The sequence below is a fragment of the Martinezella lusitana genome (genome assembly GCF_014207095.1).
Classification (GTDB): Bacteria; Pseudomonadota; Alphaproteobacteria; order Rhizobiales; family Rhizobiaceae; genus Rhizobium; species Rhizobium lusitanum_B.
In genome coordinates, this window is the sequence record NZ_JACHBG010000001.1 from 63,561 (window position 1) to 84,224 (window position 20,664).

A 20,664-nucleotide genomic window follows, 5' to 3' on the forward strand; every position below is an offset into this window, starting at 1 on the left:
CGGCGTCACTTGGCGACCGGCTGCTGCACCTGCGGCTCAAGGCCTGAGACGCGTTTCAGGCCAGCCTTGTGGCCGGAAACCATGGCGCCGGCGCTGCGATCCATCCGGATGAAGGGAATGGTGGCGAGCACCGTCAGCACAGAGATGCAGAAGAAGGCGACATGAAAGTCGCGAACCTGAAGTTCGGCTCTGTTGAAGAAGGTCGAGGTCTCGAGGATCATGGCTGCAACGGCGACGCCGAGCGCAAGGCTGATCTGCTGCATGACGGAACTCATGGATGTCGCCTGGCTGGCCTGCCTGTCGCTGATATCGGCGAAGGCGAGCGCGTTGATGCCGGTGAAGAAGAAAGAGCGCGAGAAGCCGCCGATCAGCAATATCGCGACGATGATAAGGTGCGAGGTCCACGGCTGGAAAAAACCGGTGCAGATCGTCGTGACTGTTGTAACGGCGGCCGCCGAAAGCAGCGCCGTTTTGAAGCCGACGGCGGTAAAGACGCGGCGGGCGATGAACTTTGTGGTGATCGCGCCGATCGCGCCGGCAAAGGTGATGAGGCCGGACTGGAACGGATTGAGGCCGAAGCCGAGCTGCAGCATCAGCGGCGTCAGGAAGGGCATGGCGCCGATACAGATGCGGAAGAGCGTGCCGCCGGTGACAGAAGCGCGGAAGGTGGCGTTCCCCAGCAATGACAGGTCCAGGATCGGTGCCGGATGGCGGCGCGCATGGGCGATATAGAGAATGCCGCAGATGGCACCGATGACGACGGCAGAGATGCCGATATAGGGCGGCAAGGCAGGCAGGCTGATGACGGACATGCCGAAGACGATGCCGGATGCGGCAAAGGACGTCAGCAGGAAGCCAATGATATCGAGTTTCGGCGGCATGGTCGCTTCCACATCCGGCAGAAAGATCGAAGCGAGGATGACGCCGAGGATGCCGACCGGCACGTTGATGAGGAAGATCCAGTGCCAGGAGGCATAGGTGGTGATGAAGCCGCCGAGCGGCGGCCCGGCAAGCGGGCCGACGAGCGCCGGAATGGACAGCAGCGCCATGGCCGAGACCAGATCGCTCTTCTGCGTGGTGCGTACCAGCACGAGGCGCCCGACCGGCGTCATCATCGAGCCGCCAACGCCCTGCAGGAAGCGGGCGAAGACGAATTCCAAGAGGCCGCCGGAAAAGGCGCACATGATGGAGCCGATGACGAAGACGCAGATGGCGACCCGGAAGATGTTCTTGGCGCCGAACCGATCCGCCATCCAGCCACTGATCGGAATGAATACGGCCAGCGACACCATGTAGGAAGTCAGCGCCAGCTTGAGCGTGATCGGGCCGACATGGAGATCGTTGGCGATGGCCGGCAGTGCCGTCGCGATGACGGTGGAATCCATCTGTTCCATGAAAAGGGCAACGGCGAGGATCAACGGAACGATGCGATTCATAGGCATCTGCCTTGATAGATCTGTCTTCGGGAAGGCTGCCGCTTGAGCGCGGCCAGCCGCTCTGTAGTCCTATGCGCGGCTGCTGCCAATCCCGGATTCTGCTCGATGAAGGCTTGGGGATCACGTCTTCGTGATATCGCTTGCCATAGGGCCGGAATGCAGGATTTGACATATGCTAAGAGCATGTAAATGCTAAACGCATAAAACGTTACCCGGTGTATTAGCGAATTTGGATTGGCTTGTCATGACCAAATTTCGGTCTAGCGCAAAGCTCTATCGAGCTGCAGCCGCCGGCGACGATAGGCGCAGCTTACGTTGCGCATCTACACAAGGAGTAAGATCTTGACGGCTGTCCCGCCCCTAGACATGCATCAGTTCAAATTGGGATCCTGTACCATTACCGTCGTCAAGGACGGTACCAGTATCATGGAGAATCCCTGGGAGACCTTCGGTTCGAACCAGGCACCGGATACCGTTCGCAAATTGCTGGAACAGAATTTCCTGCCAACAGAAAGGCTGGTCAACAGCTACGCGCCCGCGATCATCGATACGGGCTCGGATGTGATCGTCGTCGATACGGGCTTTGGTGCAGCCGGCCGCGCGCGCGGCCTCGGCCGTTTCCGCGAGGGGCTGAAGGCTGCGGGCTATGCGCCGGAGCAGGTCACCGTCGTTGCTCTCACGCATCTGCACGGCGATCATATCGGCGGCCTAATGGAGGAGGGCGCTCCGGCCTTTCCGAATGCCCGCTATGTCACCGGCGAGATCGAATACGGGTTCTGGACGGACAACGCGCGCGAAGGAACGCCGGCCGAAGGCGGTTACAAGGCAGTGCTGGCGAATGTCGCACCTTTTGCCGAAAAGATGACTTTCCTGAAGGACGGCGACCCTATCGTCAGCGGCATGACCGCCATGCTGGCTCCCGGCCACACACCCGGCCATCTCGTTTTCCATCTCGAATCGGACGGCAAGCAGCTTGTCATGACTGGTGACACCGCCAATCACTATGTCCTGTCGCTTGGTCGCCCGGACTGGGAGGTCCGCTTCGATGTCGATAAGGCCCAAGCCGCCAAGACCCGCCGGCGAATCTTCGACATGATTGCCGCCGACCGCATTCCCTTCCTCGGTTTCCACATGCCTTTCCCCGCCGTCGGCTTCGTCGAAAAGCAGGCGGAAGGTTTCCGTTACATTCCGAAGACCTACCAGTTCGACCTCTAGGGGCAGATCGACCGGCCTAGTCCCGATCAGCCATGGTTCGCTAAGTTGTACTACCGGGAAAAGCGCCAGGTATCTTCCCGGTAGTGCTCTAAGCCGGCAGCACGCCTTTGGCGGCGAAGGTGGATCTCGTGGCCTCGTTCAGATCGTAGTCTTTGAGATTTTGCGGCTCGACCCAGGCATATTCCTCGAATTCTTCATTGATGGTGACCTCGCGATTTGCCGTCTCGCAGTCAAAAATCAGGTAGATCATGTGAAGTTCTTCGGTAGATCCGTCGGGATAGGATTTTGTCCTGACATCGTCGCGAAACGTCCAGGGCTGGATCTTGGCGATTTGCAGTTTCTCCCCGAGCTCCTCCCGTATTTCACGGCGCAACCCTTCCTCAAGGCGCTCTCCCGGCTCGAGGCCACCGCCGGAAAGTGCCCATTGGCCAGGAAACACGCCGCGATTCTGCGGCATCTTGCAGAGCAGATATGCCCCTTCGTTTTGAATAAGCGGGCACACGATTATTCGCTGTCTCAAATGTCTCTCCCAATGACATGGGCTGGAGGCGCGCGTCGCCTGCTCCAACCTTTCGAACATCAGCTTTTCGCAGCCGCTGCAAGGTAGATCAAGGCGGCCGGGCTGAGGATCGCAACTTTGATCGGGGCATGCCCGTAACGGCCGTGCGCGAGGCTGGCAGGGAGCTATCCGACGACGCGAAGCTGTTTATTCGAGGCGATAGGCGAAGCCTGCGCGCCGGACATACCAGCCGGTAGCTTTTTGCTATTCCCTTCCTGTCATAGACGTGTTACCAGCCCTCGCCAACTTCCAAGCAACACTTGCAAGATCGCCCGGTAGACGATTCGTTCCGGGCTTTCCTGTTTTTCACAGACGAAGGAATTGGCCATGGCACGCATCATTGAAACGCCAACCGGGTTGGATGCTCTGACATTCGACGACGTGCTCCTGCAGCCGGGACACTCCGAGGTCATGCCCGGCCAGACGAATGTCGCCACCCGCATCGCCCAGGATATCGATCTCAACCTGCCGATCATTTCAGCGGCGATGGATACGGTGACCGAAAGCCGTTTGGCGATCGCCATGGCGCAGGCCGGCGGTATCGGCGTTATCCACCGCAACCTGACGCCAGTGCAGCAGGCCGAAGAGGTTCGCCAGGTCAAGAAGTTCGAAAGCGGCATGGTGGTCAATCCGGTCACCATCGGTCCGGACGCCACGCTTGCCGAAGCGCTCGCCTTGATGAAGGCGCACGGCATTTCCGGCATTCCGGTCGTCGAGAAGTCGCATCGCCTCGTCGGCATCCTCACCAACCGCGACGTCCGCTTCGCCTCCGATCCCAAGCAGAAGATCTACGAGCTGATGACCCGCGAAAATCTCGTGACGGTCAAGGATGGCGTGCAACAGCAGGAAGCCAAGCGCCTGCTCCACACGCATCGTATCGAAAAGCTGCTCGTTGTTGACGGCGATGGCCGTCTGGTCGGCCTGATCACCGTCAAGGACATCGAGAAGTCGCAGCTTAACCCGAATGCTTCCAAGGATGCTCAGGGCCGCTTGCGCGCTGCCGCGGCCATCAATGTCGGCGACGATGGTTTCGAGCGTGCTGAACGCCTGATCGAGGCCGGCGTCGACCTTCTGGTCGTCGACACCGCCCATGGTCATTCGCAGCGCGTTCTCGACGCCGTCGCCCGCGTTAAGAAGCTTTCCAATTCCGTCCGTATCATGGCCGGCAACGTTGCCACTTATGACGGCACGCGCGCACTGATCGATGCTGGCGCCGATGCAGTCAAGGTCGGTATCGGCCCCGGTTCGATTTGCACCACCCGCATCGTTGCCGGTGTTGGCGTACCGCAGCTTGCCGCTATCATGTCGGCGGTCGAAGCGGCGCGGGAACAGAATATCCCTGTCATTGCCGATGGCGGTATCAAATTCTCTGGCGACCTTGCCAAGGCGATCGCCGCCGGAGCATCGGCTGTCATGATCGGCTCGCTGCTTGCCGGCACGGACGAAAGCCCCGGCGAAGTCTTTCTTTACCAGGGCCGGTCCTTCAAGGCCTATCGCGGCATGGGCTCCGTCGGTGCCATGGCCCGCGGCTCGGCCGACCGCTACTTCCAGGCCGAGGTTCGCGACACGCTGAAGCTCGTGCCGGAAGGCATCGAAGGCCAGGTGCCTTACAAGGGTCCGGTTGCGGGTGTCCTGCATCAGCTCGCAGGCGGCCTCAAGGCCGCCATGGGCTACGTCGGCGGCGCCGATCTCAAGCAGTTCCAGGAGCGCGCGACCTTCGTGCGCATCTCCGGCGCTGGCTTGCGCGAAAGCCATGCCCACGACGTCACGATCACCCGCGAAAGCCCGAACTATCCGGGCTCAGGCGGCTGATCGATGGACGATCGCGCTCAGGGCAATGCCAGGTCCGTACAGGGCCTGGCGGCGATCCTAGCAGCTCTTTCCCTAGCACTATTCGCTTGGATCTACGCCGGCTTCGTGCGCGCCTTCAGCGAGGCGGCAGCCGGCCAACAGATGCTGGATGCGCGCATCGGCGGTTATGAGCGCGACGATGTCATCGTCATGCTGCGCTACCTCAAAGATCATCCCGATCCGGCCGCCATCCTGCATTCCATGTATCTGGGGCCGGAGCTGATCTTTCCGCTCGTACTCGGCGGTCTGCTGTTCTGCCTGTTGCAGATGATCGGCCCAAACGGCTTCTTCTTCGGCCGCGCGATCCCGCCGGGCGCGAGGTTCTTTATTTTCTGCCTGCCGATCTTCTATGCCGTTGTCGACTATGCCGAGAATATCGCCGGCCTCATGCTGTATCCGCCGGCAACGCCATCGGATGCGACGGTGGCGCTTCTCTCAAGCGCGCTGCCTATTATCGTCAGGCTGAAGTTCCTGACCCTGGTGGTGACGGTTATTCTGCTGGCCCGCTTCGCGATTTTTCGCTACCTCTCGCGGGACGGCTCCAAACCGTCCTGATCGACTACAGCGCCGTGCGTCATACGTCATACGCAACGGTCGCTGTCGCATTTTAGATCTGCTGTATAGTTTTCGGAAATTCCAAAGGAGTTGGCGGTGTGACAGGCTATGAAATGTTCCGGCCCATGGTGGCGCATGCGGTGCTTGTCTTCGGCCTCTACGCGCTCCTTGGGTGGCGCCGCCATGTTCTGGTCAAGGCCGGTCGTATCCAGCCCGTGCAGTTTCGCGAGAACCATGCGGCGAACGAGCCTGCCGAGAGCCTTGCGGTGCGCAACAGCCTTGCCAACCAGTTCGAACTTCCCTTGCTCTTCCACGTCTGCTGCGTCCTGCTCTACACCACGCAGGCGGATAATCTCCCTTCCGTGATCCTCGCCTGGATTTTCGTTGCCACACGCTATGCCCATGCCTTCGTGCATGTAACCAGCAACGACCTGCGCTATCGCAGCCCGCTCTTTGCGCTCGGCTTCGTGGCTCTCGTCGGCATGTGGGTCTGGCTCGGCATCTGGCTCGCCTTCTCCTGATGCGGTCAGCGTGACTGTGGGCGCAACCCGCGGTCACGTCTTTGTGTTTTTCCTTTACCGTTACGTCGTCGCTCGCTGACCTATCTTGTCAGCGGGTGGCCGGTCGTTTTCAGCTTGCTGCCAAGAAAACAGGGAGAACGGAACCATGAGCACGGAAAAGCCTGTTGTGACGCAGGCGATGATCAACGCCTATGACGAATATACGCATCTGACGCTCGATCGTCGGAGCTTCATGGACAAGCTGACCAAGCTCGCGGGCTCAGCCGGAGCTGCTGCCGCCATCGCGCCGCTGCTTGCTGCCAACAAGGCGAGCGCCGAGGTCATCGCCGCAGACGACAACAGGCTTGCGACAAAGGACGTGACGTTTGCCGGCAGCAAGGGCGAGATGAAGGGCTATCTCGCCCAACCAAAGGAGGCGTCCGGCAAACTGGGCGGTGTCATCGTCATCCACGAGAATCGCGGCCTCAATGGGCATATCCGCGATATCGCTCGCCGCGTGGCGCTGGAAGGGTTCGTGGCGTTGGCGCCGGATTTTCTCTCCCCGCTTGGCGGCACGCCTGACGATGAAGACAAGGCGCGGGATATGTTCACCAATCTTGATCCGGCATTGACCGCGGCCAATGCCGAGGCAAGCCTGACCTATCTCGCCAAGCTCGATGGTTCCAACGGCAAGGTCGGTGCCGTCGGCTTCTGCTGGGGCGGTGGCCTCGTCAATCGTTTCGCGACGATCTCGCCCGAGCTGAAGGCAGGCATTGCCTATTATGGCGCACAGCCGGCGGCAAGCGAGGTGCCCAAGATCAAGGCAGCTCTGCTGCTGCATTACGCCGGCCTCGACGATCGCATCAATGCCGGTATCGACGCCTATCGCAAGGAGCTGCAGGCCGGCGGCAAGACCTTCGAGATCTTCGTCTATGACGGCGTCAATCATGCCTTTAACAACGATACGTCGGCTGCCCGTTACGACAAGAAGGCTGCCGATCTGGCCTGGGGCAGGACGATCGAGTTTCTGAAGAAGCATCTGTCCTAGAATGATACGGTTGGCCTCCGCAGGCTCGCCGTTCACACGCTGATTACCCGGCCGAAACCATGTTTCGGGCGCTGCTCCAGGCTTTGATCAAAGCTCCTAAGTAATGAGTAAAATTGGACTTTTCCCGTTTACGCACATTGAACCCGTCCGGTGGCATAGCGTTTGGCGCGCTTGAGCGCCGTTCAGCATGATAATGAAACGGGTAAAGAATGACTCCGGATAATCCAGACCGCATCACGTTCCGAAAAAGGCCACAGCAGGAGCGGAGTATCCAACGTGTCGATGCCATCCTCTCGGCCGCGGCGACACTGATCGCCGAAAAGGGCGTCAGCGCCATGAAGATGACCGAACTGGCTGTGGTCGCAGCGATTCCGATCGGTTCCGTCTACCAGTATTTTCCGGACAAGGGCGCGATCGTCAGGGCCTTGCTCGATCGTCATGCCAAACTCATCCAGGAGAAGGTCGAGGAAGCTTTCTCCTCGGTGACATCGCTGGACCACGCCATCGAGCTGGTTTGCGGCATGATCGATTGGTATTATAGCGAGTTTCGCGGCGACCCGGCCTATCTTGGCGTCTGGCTCGGTACGGATATCGACAAGGATATCCTGCAGCTCAACATATTGCACAGCAATCGCGTCGCCGAGATCTTCCTGACCTGCATTCAGCCTTTCCTGCCGGCGGAAAGCCGCATCGACCTGAAGGCGCGCACCCAGCTTTTCAGCCATCTGATCGGTGCGTCCGTTCGCTTCGCCATCATGAGCGACGAGGGCATGGCAAAACGCATGCTTGGCGAATGGAAGCAGGTAATCCGCACCACATTGCTGGCGGAGCCGGCGCTCTAACCAACGAGGGCGATCGGGTGGTGGGCCGCCAGAGCAATTCCAGGAAAAGTACGCGGCGGTTTTCCGTCCGGAATTGCTTAAAACAAAAGGATAGAGCGTTTTCGCGTTTCGAAGAAAAGTGAAAAGGCTCTAGCTCACCAACCCGGCAAGATCTGATTGGCGCGCTGGCGCGGATAGATACGCGCATAGGTCTTCACATCGCCATCGAGGTCATCATCAACAACGGCCGGCGTGATATTGTCCAGGCAGGCGGAGATATGCGCGGTGATGGCGTTCATCAGCGATACCGAAAGCCCGGGCCGCTTCATGATGCCGATCTGTACGGGCGGCAGGGCCGGGAAGCCATCGGCCTGGGTCAGGACCTTCATGCCGGTTCGCAGAGCCGATTCAGGCATGACCGAGACAGCCATACCCGCCAGTACCGCGGCGGCAACGACGGTGCAAGACCAGCTGGTGAACAGGATCTGATATTCGCGGCCGCCGGCATCGAGCGCCGAGCAGGCAAGCTGGCGCCACTGACAGTCGCGCCGGCCGACGGCGAGCGGGATGGGCGCGTCGTCGCGCAGCGGGTGATTGGCCGACCCGACCCAGCAGAGCGGCTCCGTCCGCACGACATCAGACATGCGCTCGCGCGGATTGTGGGTGACGAGCGCGATATCGAGTTCGCCGCGATGCATGCGCTCGGCGAGATCCACCGAGGGTTCGCAGACGATGTAGAGCTCGACATTCGGATGCGTCTTGGCGAAACGGCCAATGATCTCGGGCATATAGCGGTCGGCGTAATCATCCGGCGTGCCGATGCGCAGCGTGCCTTCGAGACGGTTGTCGTCGAAGGCGGCGATAGCCTCGTTGTTGAGGCGAATGATCCGGCGGGCGTAGTTCAGAAGCTTTTCGCCCTCGGCCGTCAGCCGGTTGCCACGGCCGTCCTTGATGAAAAGCTGCTTGCCGACACGCTCCTCCAATCGGCGCATCTGCATGGAAACCGCCGACTGCGTCTTGAACACGCGGTCGGCTGCCTTGGTGAAGCTGCCGGAATCCACGATTGCGATGAAGGTCTGCAACTGATCGATATCAAGCGGCGCGGACATGGTTCACCTATAAAGGAGTTTGATAGTTATCATTAGAAACATTCGTTGGACTGATCAATAGGGCTTTGGCATCTTCTGAATGCAATTCAGCATACCAATCGAACAGACATTCCTGTCGAACTCCTCCCGGCCTGTGCCCTTTCCCCGATCCCTGGGAAGGGGCTCGGCTGGCGTGTGCCCCAAGGAAAGGATTACGGAAATGCGCGCGACAGATCAGACCCTCGGCCTTGTAACGCCATCGCTGTCTCTGACGGCTCGTATGACGGTTGCTTTTGGTAAAGCGGCTTCCGTCTGGCGTGCTCTCCGCAATCGTCGCGAGATCGACTATCTGAACGAGCTTGACGACAGCCAGTTGAGAGATATCGGCTTGACTCGCCAGGACCTCAGCGCCGCGTTGACTACCTCGACCTTCTTCGAGGATCCGTCCAGCCATTTGACCCAGTCCGCGCGCCGCTGCGCGCGCTCTTCAGCCTTCACCAGCGCTCGTTGCTGATGTCGGGCAATCGTTTCCCCGCAGGGTGACAGCCAATAAGCCCTGCTTCTTTCCCGGTGTTCGGCCCAAGGGCCAACACCGGGTTTTTTCTTTAAGGGGTCCGTTCAGCGGGTGAATGTGCACGGATACGTTGCTTCCCCCATCAACTGTCTTATCTTAGGGCCTGATCGAAATAGCAGGATACGACGATGGCAACGGTGATCTTCTTCCACTCCGTCTACGGTTTGCGGCAGCTCGAACACGAGGCGGTGGAGCGTGTGCAGGCAGCAGGGCACAAGGCCTTCGCACCGGACCTCTACGACGGTCTGATCGCCCGGTCGATCGAGGAAGGATTCGCCTTCAAGGACGAAATCGGCTGGCCCACGATTTGTGAGCAAGCGGAATGGGCGCTGGCCGGTTTGCCTGCCTCAACCGTGCTTGCCGGGTTTTCCATGGGCGCTGCGGTTGCCGCAAGCCTATGGCCAAAGCGCCGCGAGACCGCCGGCATTCTGTTCCTGCATGGCATCGCCTCCATCGTCGAGAATGCGCGCAAGGGCTTGCCGCTGCAGCTGCATCTGGCCGAGCCGGATCCATTCGAATCGGAGGAGGACGTTGCCGACTGGCGACGGGCCGTCGATCGCTCCGGGCTCGCGGCGGAGATTTTCCGATACCCGGGTGATGGCGGCCATCTCTACACCGATGCCAGCCTGCCGGACTACGATGCCAAGGCTGCCGACCTCACATGGAAGCGCGTCATCAGCTTCCTCGACGCCATCGATGCGAAAGCGTGACACCAGGACGCCTGGGCGGTGCTTGGATGGCATCCTTCGCTGTGTTTGATGCAGAGCCTGAACGATCTCGCCTTGAAACGACGCAACTTATCGCTTAGCTTATAGGCATCGCCAATACCAACAGGATGTGTGCCGCAATGGATTCTACCTCGACCGCAATGTCTTTCAGCCTTGCTATCGAGGAAATTCGTATTCATGTCCATATCCATCGTTCTATCCAATCTTTCGTGGTCCACGCCTGACGGCCGGCCGCTCCTCTCCAATCTCGATCTGAGCTTCGGCGCCGAACGCACCGGTCTTGTCGGCCGCAACGGCGTCGGCAAGACGACGCTGATAAGGCTCGTCGCCGGAGATCTGCAGCCGCAATCCGGTACGATTTCCTTCAACCGCAAATTGGGAATCCTGCGCCAGAGCGTGCAGGTGCAGGCAGATGAAACCGTTGCCGATCTCTTTGGTGCGCGCGAGGCACTGGCCGTTCTGCAGCGCGCGGAGCTGGGCGAGGCGACGAATGAGGAGCTTGCCTCGGCCGACTGGACGCTTGAGCAGCGCATGGCTTCGGCACTCGATCGTGTCGGGCTCGAGGTCTTGCCGGAGACGCGTCTCGTCACCCTGTCCGGCGGGCAGCGCACCCGCTGCGCCCTTGTAGCCCTCATCCTCGACGATCCCGATTTTCTGGTCCTCGATGAGCCAACCAACAATCTGGACCGCGACGGCCGCGCGGCTGTGATCGATCTGCTGGTGGGCTGGAGGGCAGGCGCCGTCGTCATCAGCCATGATCGCGAGTTGCTCGACACCATGGACGCGATCGTCGAGCTGACGTCGCTCGGCGCTTCGCGCTATGGCGGCAACTGGACACAGTATCGGGAGCGCAAAGCGCTGGAGCTATCCGCAGCCGAGCATGATTTCGCCGAGGCCGAGAAGCGCGTCGCCGAAGTGGAGAGAAGCGCCCAGGCGGCTGTCGAACGTCAGGCGAGACGCGACAAGGCCGGTCGGAAAATGGCGGCCAAGGGCGGCATACCGCGCATCCTGCTTGGCGGGATGAAAGAGCGGGCCGAGATGACGGGCGGCGAGAACACACGGCTTGCCGAACGGCGGCGTGGCCAGGCCCTGCAGGATGCCGCAGCTGCCCGCGAAAAGATCGAGATCCTGCAGCCCCTCACGGTCAAGGTTCCGACGTCCGGCTTGCCGGCAAATAGGGTCGTGCTCAGGCTGGAGGGTGTTACCGCCGGCTACGATCCCGAGCGGCCGATCTTTCGCAATCTCGATATCGTCATGACGGGACCGGAGCGCGTCGCGATCACCGGGCCGAACGGATCGGGCAAGACGACGCTCCTCGCGTTGATATCAGGCGCGCTGGAACCGTGGAAAGGGACGGTGCGTGTTCTTCCATTCGCTCTGTTGGACCAAAGGGTGAGTTTTCTCGATCCGTCGCTGTCGATCCGCGACAATTTCCGAAGGATCAATCCGGACGCAGACGAGAATGCCTGCCGCGCAGCCCTGGCACGGTTCATGTTCCGCGCTGATGCCGCGTTGCAGATCGTGTCCAGCTTGAGTGGCGGGCAGCTTCTGCGAGCCGGGCTCGCCTGCGTGCTCGGCGGCTCGGTGCCGCCCTCGCTGCTGATTCTGGACGAGCCAACAAACCATCTGGATATCGATTCCATCACCGCCGTCGAAGCGGGGTTGCGTGCCTATGATGGTGCGCTCCTGGTCGTCAGCCACGACGAAGTGTTTCTCGACAATATCGGCATAGAAAGACGGCTCGAGCTTCCAGCGCGAACCGTCTCGGCATTGCCGAATGCTTGATCGGCGTTGTCAGGCGTGGCTCGGACCCGCGATGCGATCGAGTTCCGCGATCGCATCGCCAGGCAGCGTCAGGCCCGCTGCGGCGATGTTCTGCTGCAGGTGGCTGAGCGACGAAGTACCCGGAATGAGGAGGATATTCGGGGCGCGATGCAGAAGCCAGGCGAGGGCGACCTGCATCGGCGTCGTGTTCACGCGGGTCGCAACATCGGAGAGCGTCGAAGATTGCAATGGTGTAAAGCCGCCGAGCGGGAAGAAGGGCACATAGGCGATCCCGTCGCGTCCCAGCTCGTCGATCAACGCGTCGTCCGTACGCTGTGCAAGATTGTAGAGGTTCTGCACGCAGACGATCTCTGTGATCTTGCGGCCTTCGGCGACTTGGCTGCGCGTGACGTTGCTAAGCCCGATATGCCGCACCAGCCCTTGACGCTGAAGCTCCGCAAGAGCCGTCAGCGGCGCTTCGATCGAACCTTCGCTCGGGTGATGCGGATTGAGCATGATGCGGAGATTGACGACATCGATGACGTCGAGCTGAAGATTGCGCAGATTGTCGTGAACCGCCTGCCTTAGCTCGTCAGCTGAAAACGCCGGCAGCCAGGATGCATCGGCGCCGCGTCGCGCGCCGATCTTGGTGACGATGACCAGATCATCGCGATAGGGATGAAGCGCCTCGCGGATCAGTTGATTGGTGACATGCGGCCCATAGAAGTCGCTGGTGTCGATGTGATCGACGCCGGACGCCACGGCTTGGCGCAGAACTGCAATTGCAGTGTCGTGGTCCTTGGGCGGGCCGAAGACGCCGGGGCCAGCCAGTTGCATGGCGCCATAGCCGAGCCGTTTGACGCGGCGGTCGCCGAGAGTGAAGCTGCCGGATTGGTCGATGATGGACATGGGTATCTCCCTTCAAGATGAGTGAGAGATAGGCCGTGTCTCAGTGTCTGATAACTGGGTGCAATCCGCACGGGCTGTGCGGAATTTCGAACAATGCCTGCAATTGGCATTGGCCTGCAAAGACGCCCAACCAGCATCCATGACGGGATATCGACTAAAGTGTTAGCTTTGCGTCGGCGCCGGCTTGCTGTCAGCTTGCAGATAGCTGTCGAATATCGCTTCCATGTTCTTTTGATAGTTCTTCTGCACTTCCAGGCCGCTGTCGAACATGGCGTTGAACATCTCGGTATAGGCCGCCATGTCGACACCGGCGGCGGGCTTGGCCTTCGGCTCTTCCTTTGCCGGGGCGACCGGCATCGGGAAGTTCCTCATCATGTCCTGGAACGCTTTGGCGAAAGGATTGTCGAGGAAGGGATTGGTTTGTGCGGCCTTCTCGTGCTTGGCCGGATCGGCGCCGAACATCAGTTCCATCGCCTGCGTGAAGGGATTGTCGAAAATGCTCGCCTGCGGCGTGGGCTTCTGCTTCGGCGCAAAACCGATGGTCTGCAGCCAGCCCTGCATCATCTCGCCCATGGCGGTATTAAGAAAGGGATTGGCCATCTGCGGGATTTGGCCGCTGGTCTCCTTGAAGAGGCCGCCCATCAGCGTATCAGCCATGGCGGGCAGCATGCGCTTGTAGACTTCCTGGCCGACGCCGGTCATCTGCGCAGCTTGTGTAGCGATCGCGCGGGAAACATCCTTGGAGCCGAACAGCCGCGCCAGCACGGTGTTGCCGTCGGCGATGCCCTCAGGCGTGAAGGCCTTGCTCATGTCCTCGAAATATTTGGCGTAGCTACCTGACGTGATGTCCTGCATCACGCCCATGAAATTATAGGGGTCCGTCGCGCTGCGCTTGAAGCCGGTCGAGAATGCGGGCATCAGCGCGGCCATCGCCTTCGCCGCTTGCTCTTGCGCGAGATTGAACTGCTTGGCCATGGCCTCCGTGGCGGCGCCGTTCTGTGCCTGCATCATCATGTCGAAGAGTGGCAGCATCGAAGTCCCTTTCCCCACAATGAGGCCGCTTCGGAATCAGGCGGCGCTTGATTCCGATAGTATAGCGGGAAAAAGGAGGGCGCATACCGGTTTCTGCCTTCATGCCGTCGAGGCGATGAAGGCAGGCAAGCCCGGTGTCAGTACTGATATTCCTCGAAGATCGGCTCGACTGACTGGTTCCAGCGGCCGTTGTAGAGCATCAGAAGATCGTCGGCGAGCGTGCCCTTTTTGGCAAGCACCTCATCGAGCGGTGCCAGGAACACGGTTTCGTCCTGCCCATCGCCGTTCAAGCGGCCGCGATTCTTGAGGCCGAGGCGGGAAATGCCGACCACTTCGCGCGCCACATCCATGAGGCTATGACCCTTCATGGAAGCCTTCAATCCCTGCGACGGGACGACATCGCGCAGCGCATTGACCTCGTCGAAGCTCCAGTCCTTAGTCAGCGCGTCGGCTGCCGTCAGAGCCTCGTCGTCATAGAGCAGACCGACCCAGAAGGCCGGCAGTGCACAGATGCGGCGCCAGGGGCCGCCGTCTGCGCCGCGCATTTCGAGGAAGCGCTTGAGGCGCACGTCGGGGAACAGCGTCGAGAGATGGTTCGTCCAGTCGCCCATCGTCGGTTCCCAATCGGCGATTTCGCCCTTCAGGGCGCCGTCCATGAACTGGCGGAAGGTGACATGCGTACAGTCGTGGTAACGACCGTCACGTACGACGAAATACATGGGAACGTCGAGCGCCCACTTCACATAGTCCTCAAAGCCGAAATCGTCGCGGAAGGTGAAATCGAGCAGGCCGCCGCGGCGATTGTCGGTGTCCTTCCAGATTTCGCCGCGCCAGGAAGAAAGCCCGTTCGGCTTGCCCTCGGTGAAGGGCGAGGAGGCGAAGAGCGCTGTTGCCAGCGATTGCAGCTTCATCGACACGCGCATCTTGCGGCGCATATCGGCTTCCGACGAGAAGTCGAGGTTCACCTGGATCGTACAGGTGCGGTACATCATGTCGAGACCCTTGGTGCCGACCTTCGGCATGTAACGGGTCATGATCTCGTAGCGCGATTTCGGCATGCGCGGCGTTTCGGCCAGCGTCCATTTCGGGCTGCCGCCGACGCCGAGGAAGCGGATCCCCATCGGCTCGGCGATTTCGCGCACTGCCGCTAGATGGTTGTTCGATTCCTTGCAGGTCTCGTGGATGGTTTCGAGCGGCGCGCCGGAGAGTTCGAACTGGCCGCCCGGCTCGATCGAAATCGCGCCCATGCCTGTGGGTTCGCCGAGCCCGATGATGTTCTCGCCGTCCATGATCGGGTCCCAGCCGCTCTTTGCCTGCAGCCCCTTGAGGAGCGCGGAAATGCTGGCGTCGCCGAAATAGGGCACGGGGCTGTTGTCGGCACGGAAGAATACGAATTTCTCGTGCTCCGTGCCGATGCGGAATTTTTCCTTCGGCTTGTTGCCGGCCGCCAGATAGGCCGTCATTTCCGAGACCGAGCTGAGCGGAGTCTGGTCGGTAGTATCGCGCGCCATGGTATTACCTTAGATCTCGGAGGAGAACCCGCGCCGGTCGCAGGTCAATTGGAGGGTGATTGACGCGGATTGAGGTACGGTGCAAGTGAATTTCTTTCAAGGGTCGTTCAAAAAAATAGGATTTTATGTCTCGCAAGTGCATCGCACTCGTGTCTGCCGACGGCATATTGCACAAGCGTTCAAGACATCTCGCTATTCGCGCCGATAATTTGCCTCCACTGACATCAGCGGAGCATATCGATGAACGGCCCAAACGGCTTTTATTATCCCATATTGACGTTGCTTTTGGCTTCACTGGTCATCATGGGAAGTCCCGGCCCCTCGACGATCAGCGCGACGGCAATGGGGGCGGCCTATGGCTTCCGGCGGTCGCTTGGCTATGTCTGCGGCCTGATCGCGGGCACAGTCGCGGTCTTGCTGGCCGTGGCGGCCGGCGTCGTTGCGATCGTCCTGTCCGTGCCGCACGGTGCCTTCGTGCTGACCACGGTCTCGGCCGTCTACATCCTCTATCTCGCCTTCAAGATCGCCACCGCACCGCCGCTGTCGCGCAGTAACGACAATAAGGCGGCTCCAGCCTTCTCCGGCGGCTTTCTGCTCGCCGTCGCCAATCCCAAGGCCTATCTGGCGATTGCAGCCGTCTTTGCCGCCGTCAGCCTGTTTCAGGATCAACGCTTGCTCGACGCCACCGTCAAGATCGCGTTGCTGACCGGCATGATCATTACCATCCATATGGTCTGGCTTCTCGTCGGCGCGTCGCTCTCGCGCTTTCTACAAGATCCGACGGTGTCGCGGATCGTCAACATCTCGCTGGCGATCCTGCTGATCGTCGCGACCGTCGTCGCCGTATTGGAGTGAAACTCAGTTCCAGTCGCCGATCGCCGCCTGTATCACCGCCATGGCGGCAACGGCGGCCGTGTCGGCGCGCAGGATGCGCGGCCCGAGTGGAATGGCGGTAACGAAATCTAGGCTGCGCAGCAGAGCACGTTCTTCTTCGGAAAAACCGCCCTCGGGCCCGACCAGCAGCGCCAGATGCTTCTCCTTTACCTGCGACAGCAGCGGCAGCGGATTCTGGCCGGCATCGCCCTCGTCGCAATAGATGATGCGACGATCGCGCGGCCAGCCGGCAAGCAGGTCGGTCAGCTTTACCGGTTCGGCGACAGCGGGAATGCCGAGGATGCCGCATTGCTCCGCTGCCTCGATGACATTGGCCTTGACCTTGTCGAGATTGGTGATCTTGCCCTGCACATGCTGCGTCATGACCGGCTGCAGCAGGCCGGCACCCATTTCGACGGCCTTCTGCACGAGATAATCGAGCCGTCCCACCTTCAGCGGCGCGAAGAGATAGTGCAGATCGGAAGGGCTCGGCTGCGGCCGCGTTTCTTCGACCGGCGTCAGCAGGATGCGCTTGCGGGAGGGGAACGAGACGCTGACTTTCCACTCACCGTCGCGGCCGTTGAAGATCAGAAGCTCGGCACCATCCTCCATGCGCAGCACATTGGCGAGATAGTTGAACTGATCCTGATCGGCCTCGATGGCAGAGCCTGCCTTGATATCTGATGTCACGAACAGCCGCTGCATGCGGAAATTGGCGCGCATGGATTACCCCCCTAAAGCAATTCCGCGAAAAGTCCGCAGCGGTCTTCCCTGCGGAATTGCGCAAATACAAATGACGAGGCGGTACGAGGATCCGATGAGAAGCCCAACCGTCCTAAATGAAGAGCGCGACCATAACCCAATATACGACGGCGGCAAGCAGGGCCGCAACCGGAACGGTAATCGCCCAGGCGGCGATGATGGTCATGAAGTGCGAGCGGCGCACCAGGCGGCGGCGATGGATTTCGTCGGGATTGCGCTCGTCGGTGGTTTCCGGCTCGTTCCAGGGAATGCCCGCGGCTTCGGCTCTCTTGCGCATGTAGGCGAGGCGCCGCTTCGAGCCGACAGTCGACCATTCGCGGAAAAAGCCGACCCCGAAAACCGCCCCGACGGCAATATGCGTCGAGCTCACCGGAAAGCCGAACCATGCGGCGACGATAACGGTAAGTGCTGCGGACACGGCTACGCAATAGGCCCGCATCGGATTGAGCTTGGTGATCTGCTCGCCAAGAAGGCGAATCAGGCGCGGCCCGTAAAGCAGCACGCCCACGGAGATGCCGCAGCCGCCGATCATGACCACCCAGAAAGGCGCCTTGTGGGCAGTCGTCTCGGCCACAAGGTTGAGCGAGCCGCCGATGCCGATGTCGCGCACGATAGCCGCCAGCGGGCCGATGGCATTGGCGATGTCGTTGGCGCCATGGGCAAAGGACATCAGCGCTGCGGAACAGATCAGTGGCAGACGGAAAAGCTTGCGCAGCGAGCTGTTCTTGTTTTCGAGCCCGACGGACTGCGCCGCGACCAGCGGTCGTGCAACGAGCCAGGTGATGATGCCGACGCTGACACCGATCGCCACGTTCCCGATATTGGGGATTGCCCCCTTCGGTTCCAGCTGGACGACGAGATAGCCCGCAAAGGCACCGGCCATCAGTCCGATCAGGATCGGAATCCAATGTCGCGCGGCGGCAATCTTATCATCGCGATAGATGATGAAGGTTTCGATGAAATAGAGGATGCCGGCGGCGATGGTGCCGCCAAGGAAAGGGGTTATCACCCAGCCCGCAGATATTGCCGCCAGGACATGCCAGTTCACCAGTTCCGGGCCGACCGATGCAGCACCTGCACCAACGACAGCCCCGACGATCGTGTGCGTGGTTGAGACCGGCGCTTTGAGCCAGGTCGCGAAATTGATCCAGAGGGCCGCGGCCAGCAGCGCCGCCATCATCAGCCAGGCCAGTTTGCCGACGCTGATGATCCGGTCGGTATCGACGATATGCGTTGAGATCGTGTTGATGACCGGACCACCGGCGATGGTCGCGCCGAGGATCTCGAAGATGGCCGCCATGACCAGCGCCTGTGTCATGGTAATCGCACGCGCCCCCACCGCCGCGCCGACATTGTTGGCCACGTCCTTCGCGCCGATGTTCATGGCCATGTAGCCGGCAAGCGCGACGGCTGCAAAGATCACTGTGGCGCGCGGATTGTCGAACACGTAGATGCCGGCGAAGACCATAGCGAGGCCGAGAAAGATCAGGCCCAGTCCCGGTGCCACGAGACGCCTGGTGACATGGTAGGTCGCATCCTCGACATAGGTGAATTTGTCGAGGTCCTTATCGAGCGTCCGTTTTACTGGTGTGGCCGGTCGGTCGGGCATGCTATTCTCTGAAACAAAACTCTCGTATTGCGCCGGCTGCGAGGCCGCGCAATATCCACCGTCGATCCTGACACAATTTCTTGTGACTAATGTGGCTTACTTTATCTGCGCGATAGCGCTGGTTTGCGTCATCCGCTGTGCGAAGGCAAGGATCAGATCCCGCAATTCAGGCTCGCGCACGCGCTTGACCGCTTCGTCGCAGGAAACCCACTCCATCGAGCGCTCGCCCTTCTCCTTGAAGTTCTTGACGAGTTCATTGACCTCAAGCGCGTAGACCTGCACACGGCAGGGCACCTGAATGCCGTCTTTCAGCACCTTGTCGTAACCGAAGGAGCCGAGCGGTGTTGTTTCCACCGCCCCGCGCACGCCTGCCTCTTCATAGGCTTCGCGCGCCGCGACTTCGTGGGAGAGTTTGCCGGGCATCGGCCATCCCTTCGGAATGACCCACCGGCCGGTGTCGCGGCTGGTAAGCAGCAGCATCTCCAGCTCACCCGTCTTCTTCTTCAGCCGATAACAGAGCGCGGCATACTGTTGTCGCGGCGGACGCCGAAACATGAGTTGCACATCATTTGCTATACGGCTGAGTATGGCCAATTGTCGGTTCACCTTTGGGGTTGGGGATTCTGCTTTGCTTCGATCATAACATTGTGTGGAAAAAAATTGCGTTCCATATATGGAGATATGGTATTTCCCCACAAATTTATTGAGAGGTGAGTAGATAAAAGTAACAGGACTTGCTCCCTGATATTCGCCAGGGATTGTGCTGGAAGCGACATTCAACAGCATTTTCATGCCGCAGATGGCGCAGTTGCTTGGGCCTATGCGTTATTGCCTTGGAAAGAAAGATAAAACCTTGCCATGCCCGATCGTGTCGTGCCTCAACGCCTCCCGCCCTTGAACGCGCTGCGCGCCTTTGATGCCGTGGCGCGCCGTGGCAGCATCCTGAAGGCGGCGGAGGAACTCGGCGTCGTGCGCGGTGCCGTCAGGCAGCAATTGAACCTGCTCGAAACCCATTTCGGCGTGCCCTTGTTCGATCGGGAAAACGGCCGGCTCGTGCTGACGGCGAAGGGCCGGGCCTTTGCCGATTCTATAGGCGTTGCCTTCGGTATTCTCGCGCGGGCATCCGCGGAACTGTCGGAGGGAAATCGCCGCACGCTTCGCCTTGGCGTTCCCTCGGCCTTCGCCGTCTGGTGGCTGATGCCGCGGGTGGCCGATCTGCAGGCAACCCTCGACGGCATCGATATAGACATCGTGCCGATGGCGATGGTCGAGCCGCTGGCGAGGCGCGCCGATCTCGAAGCGGTCATCATGGGCGGGGAATACAGGCCGACGCGGGATATCACGGCCATACGTTTCATGGAGGACGAATTCGGTCCTGTTGCCACGTCGGACGTCTCGTCGCGCCTGAGTCTTGGTTCCGGCGTCGCCGCCCTGGCCGGTGCGGTCGCGCTCGGCAGCCGTTCCGCTCCAAGCCTCTGGGATGACTGGTTTTCGGAAAGCGGCCGCGCGCCTGTCCGGTTCGCCCGCAAGCGCGAATTCGAGGATTTGCTGCTGGCCATCGGCGCCGCCCGCTCCGGCCTCGGCGTTGCCATCGCGCCCCGGACGGCCATTGGTGACGATCTCGTGCGCGGGACGCTGGTCGCGCCCTATGGCTTCATTCACCGGCCGGCAGGCTACAGCCTCAGCATTCGCAGCAGCGACACGAAGGATCCCGCGCTCGTCCGCCTGGCTGACTGGCTGAGCCGGGCAGGGGCGGCGCAATCCTAGTAGGACATTCGGCCATATATTGGTCTCCCACGGGCATGGCAGATTTTCTGCCATGCGGCCTA

Annotated in this window: 20 protein-coding genes; 11 read left to right on the plus strand and 9 right to left on the minus strand. The window is 60.5% G+C overall.

The annotated features are described in order from the left end of the window. Positions 1 to 5 precede the first annotated feature (5 nt). On the minus strand, positions 6 to 1,436 hold the full coding sequence (locus tag GGD46_RS00290) for a DHA2 family efflux MFS transporter permease subunit (protein WP_184700670.1): 1,431 nt from the start codon (positions 1,434 to 1,436) through the stop codon (positions 6 to 8). A 366-nt stretch (positions 1,437 to 1,802) separates the two neighbouring features. Between GGD46_RS00290 and GGD46_RS00295 the strand changes: the two genes are divergently transcribed. Then, a complete protein-coding gene (locus GGD46_RS00295; protein ID WP_409527660.1) occupies positions 1,803 to 2,651 on the plus strand; it encodes an MBL fold metallo-hydrolase in 849 nt (282 codons plus the stop codon). 88 nt (positions 2,652 to 2,739) lie between these two features. Here GGD46_RS00295 and nudI read toward each other — a convergent pair whose 3' ends face one another. Then, positions 2,740 to 3,219, minus strand: a complete 480-nt coding sequence (gene nudI / locus GGD46_RS00300; RefSeq protein WP_246806174.1) for a nucleoside triphosphatase NudI — start codon at positions 3,217 to 3,219, stop codon at positions 2,740 to 2,742. Between the two features lie 318 nt (positions 3,220 to 3,537). On the opposite strand from nudI, the gene guaB reads away from it, so the two are divergent. The 5 genes from guaB (at position 3,538) to GGD46_RS00325 (ending at position 8,006) form a co-directional block, all read left to right on the plus strand. Continuing rightward, positions 3,538 to 5,022, plus strand: coding sequence for an IMP dehydrogenase (gene guaB, locus GGD46_RS00305; protein ID WP_184700674.1), 1,485 nt, complete (start codon positions 3,538 to 3,540; stop codon positions 5,020 to 5,022). 3 nt (positions 5,023 to 5,025) lie between these two features. Beyond that, complete coding sequence (locus GGD46_RS00310; protein ID WP_184700676.1) at positions 5,026 to 5,616, plus strand: hypothetical protein; 591 nt, start codon at positions 5,026 to 5,028, stop codon at positions 5,614 to 5,616. Between the two features lie 98 nt (positions 5,617 to 5,714). Then, positions 5,715 to 6,137, plus strand: a complete 423-nt coding sequence (locus GGD46_RS00315; protein ID WP_184700678.1) for an MAPEG family protein — start codon at positions 5,715 to 5,717, stop codon at positions 6,135 to 6,137. Between the two features lie 145 nt (positions 6,138 to 6,282). Continuing rightward, on the plus strand, positions 6,283 to 7,164 hold the full coding sequence (locus GGD46_RS00320) for a dienelactone hydrolase family protein (protein ID WP_184700680.1): 882 nt from the start codon (positions 6,283 to 6,285) through the stop codon (positions 7,162 to 7,164). Between the two features lie 209 nt (positions 7,165 to 7,373). Further along, on the plus strand, positions 7,374 to 8,006 hold the full coding sequence (locus GGD46_RS00325) for a TetR/AcrR family transcriptional regulator (protein ID WP_184700682.1): 633 nt from the start codon (positions 7,374 to 7,376) through the stop codon (positions 8,004 to 8,006). 134 nt (positions 8,007 to 8,140) lie between these two features. Here the strand turns inward: GGD46_RS00325 and GGD46_RS00330 are convergent, their stop codons facing one another. Continuing rightward, positions 8,141 to 9,094 carry a LysR substrate-binding domain-containing protein gene (locus tag GGD46_RS00330; RefSeq protein ID WP_184700684.1) on the minus strand — a complete coding sequence of 318 codons (954 nt, stop codon included), beginning with the start codon at positions 9,092 to 9,094 and terminating at the stop codon, positions 8,141 to 8,143. Between the two features lie 199 nt (positions 9,095 to 9,293). Between GGD46_RS00330 and GGD46_RS00335 the strand changes: the two genes are divergently transcribed. From GGD46_RS00335 to GGD46_RS00345, 3 genes are all read left to right on the plus strand, one after another. Beyond that, positions 9,294 to 9,587 carry a DUF1127 domain-containing protein gene (locus tag GGD46_RS00335; RefSeq protein WP_184700686.1) on the plus strand — a complete coding sequence of 98 codons (294 nt, stop codon included), beginning with the start codon at positions 9,294 to 9,296 and terminating at the stop codon, positions 9,585 to 9,587. Between the two features lie 188 nt (positions 9,588 to 9,775). Next, the gene (locus GGD46_RS00340; protein WP_184700688.1) at positions 9,776 to 10,357 is read left to right on the plus strand and encodes a dienelactone hydrolase family protein; all 582 of its coding nucleotides are present in this window, start codon (positions 9,776 to 9,778) and stop codon (positions 10,355 to 10,357) included. A gap of 195 nt (positions 10,358 to 10,552) precedes the next feature. Beyond that, on the plus strand, positions 10,553 to 12,160 hold the full coding sequence (locus GGD46_RS00345; RefSeq protein ID WP_184700690.1) for an ABC-F family ATP-binding cassette domain-containing protein: 1,608 nt from the start codon (positions 10,553 to 10,555) through the stop codon (positions 12,158 to 12,160). 9 nt (positions 12,161 to 12,169) lie between these two features. On the opposite strand, the gene GGD46_RS00350 is transcribed toward GGD46_RS00345, so the two are convergent. The 3 genes from GGD46_RS00350 to GGD46_RS00360 all read right to left on the minus strand — a co-directional run bounded on the left by GGD46_RS00350 (position 12,170) and on the right by GGD46_RS00360 (position 15,591). Continuing rightward, positions 12,170 to 13,048 (minus strand): aldo/keto reductase family oxidoreductase, encoded by an 879-nt coding sequence (locus GGD46_RS00350; RefSeq protein WP_184700692.1) that lies wholly within the window; start codon positions 13,046 to 13,048, stop codon positions 12,170 to 12,172. 162 nt (positions 13,049 to 13,210) lie between these two features. Beyond that, positions 13,211 to 14,080, minus strand: coding sequence for a DUF937 domain-containing protein (locus GGD46_RS00355; RefSeq protein ID WP_184700694.1), 870 nt, complete (start codon positions 14,078 to 14,080; stop codon positions 13,211 to 13,213). A gap of 137 nt (positions 14,081 to 14,217) precedes the next feature. Next, positions 14,218 to 15,591: a glutamate--cysteine ligase gene (locus GGD46_RS00360; protein WP_184700696.1), complete on the minus strand. Its 1,374-nt coding sequence runs from the start codon at positions 15,589 to 15,591 to the stop codon at positions 14,218 to 14,220. 240 nt (positions 15,592 to 15,831) lie between these two features. Here GGD46_RS00360 and GGD46_RS00365 point away from each other — a divergent pair, with 240 nt between their 5' ends. After that, entirely contained in the window at positions 15,832 to 16,446 is a 615-nt protein-coding gene (locus tag GGD46_RS00365; RefSeq protein ID WP_184700698.1) for a LysE family translocator, read from the plus strand. A 3-nt stretch (positions 16,447 to 16,449) separates the two neighbouring features. Here the strand turns inward: GGD46_RS00365 and GGD46_RS00370 are convergent, their stop codons facing one another. The 3 genes from GGD46_RS00370 to GGD46_RS00380 all read right to left on the minus strand — a co-directional run bounded on the left by GGD46_RS00370 (position 16,450) and on the right by GGD46_RS00380 (position 19,390). Next, positions 16,450 to 17,187, minus strand: a complete 738-nt coding sequence (locus GGD46_RS00370; protein WP_184700700.1) for a 16S rRNA (uracil(1498)-N(3))-methyltransferase — start codon at positions 17,185 to 17,187, stop codon at positions 16,450 to 16,452. A gap of 112 nt (positions 17,188 to 17,299) precedes the next feature. Next, on the minus strand, positions 17,300 to 18,835 hold the full coding sequence (locus GGD46_RS00375) for an inorganic phosphate transporter (protein WP_184700702.1): 1,536 nt from the start codon (positions 18,833 to 18,835) through the stop codon (positions 17,300 to 17,302). Between the two features lie 96 nt (positions 18,836 to 18,931). Beyond that, positions 18,932 to 19,390 (minus strand): NUDIX hydrolase, encoded by a 459-nt coding sequence (locus GGD46_RS00380; RefSeq protein ID WP_409527654.1) that lies wholly within the window; start codon positions 19,388 to 19,390, stop codon positions 18,932 to 18,934. A gap of 303 nt (positions 19,391 to 19,693) precedes the next feature. Here GGD46_RS00380 and GGD46_RS00385 point away from each other — a divergent pair, with 303 nt between their 5' ends. Beyond that, positions 19,694 to 20,602: a LysR substrate-binding domain-containing protein gene (locus GGD46_RS00385; RefSeq protein ID WP_184700704.1), complete on the plus strand. Its 909-nt coding sequence runs from the start codon at positions 19,694 to 19,696 to the stop codon at positions 20,600 to 20,602. Positions 20,603 to 20,664: the final 62 nt, after the last annotated feature.